Annotated in this window: 2 rRNA genes; both read right to left on the minus strand. The window is 58.3% G+C overall.

The annotated features are described in order from the left end of the window. Nucleotides 1-747, minus strand: a 23S ribosomal RNA gene (locus ACZ67T_RS46320); the annotation flags it as partial. A 317-nt stretch (nt 748-1,064) separates the two neighbouring features. Further along, nucleotides 1,065-1,138 (minus strand): 16S ribosomal RNA (locus ACZ67T_RS46325); the annotation flags it as partial.

A 1,138-nucleotide genomic window follows, 5' to 3' on the forward strand; every position in this document is an offset into this window, starting at 1 on the left:
TCGGACTCGCTTTCGCTACGGCTTCCCCACACGGGTTAACCTCGCAACGCACCGCAAACTCGCAGGCTCATTCTTCAAAAGGCACGCAGTCACGACGCAAGGAACAAGTTCCTTGCGCGACGCTCCCACGGCTTGTAGGCACACGGTTTCAGGTACTATTTCACTCCGCTCCCGCGGTACTTTTCACCATTCCCTCACGGTACTATCCGCTATCGGTCACCAGGGAATATTTAGGCTTAGCGGGTGGTCCCGCCAGATTCACACGGGATTTCTCGGGCCCCGTGCTACTTGGGTGTCTCTCAAACGAGCCGCTGATGTTTCGACTACGGGGGTCTTACCCTCTACGCCGGACCTTTCGCATGTCCTTCGCCTACATCAACGGTTTCTGACTCGTCTCACGGCCGGCAGACCGTAAAAGAGAGATCCCACAACCCCGCATGCGCAACCCCTGCCGGGTATCACACGCATACGGTTTGGCCTCATCCAGTTTCGCTCGCCACTACTCCCGGAATCACGGTTGTTTTCTCTTCCTGCGGGTACTGAGATGTTTCACTTCCCCGCGTTCCCTCCACATACCCTATGTGTTCAGGTATGGGTGACAGCCCATGACGACTGCCGGGTTTCCCCATTCGGAAACCCCCGGATCAAAGCCTGGTTGACGGCTCCCCGGGGACTATCGTGGCCTCCCACGTCCTTCATCGGTTCCTGGTGCCAAGGCATCCACCGTGCGCCCTTAAAAACTTGGCCACAGATGCTCGCGTCCACTGTGCAGTTCTCAAACAACGACCAACCACCCGTCACAACCCACCGAAGCAGATCTTTACCGGGGCCGGCACTGAAGGCGACCGTTTCGGCCGTACCTTCAGACACCCAACAGCGTGCCCGACCCGGTCCCGCCCGGAGATCATGCTTTCCACGCTCCGAGGAGCAGTACTCACAGCCTCCGACCCGTGAACCCGGTCGAATAGTCAACGTTCCACCCTTGAGCAACCACCGTCGGACATTTGCCGACGAAATGGCTCTTGGACCACCAGACCAGGTCTGGCAGCCAAAGTGCTCCTTAGAAAGGAGGTGATCCAGCCGCACCTTCCGGTACGGCTACCTTGTTACGACTTCGTCCCAATCGCCAGTCCCACCT

Source organism: Streptomyces sp. NPDC107517 (assembly GCF_055582645.1).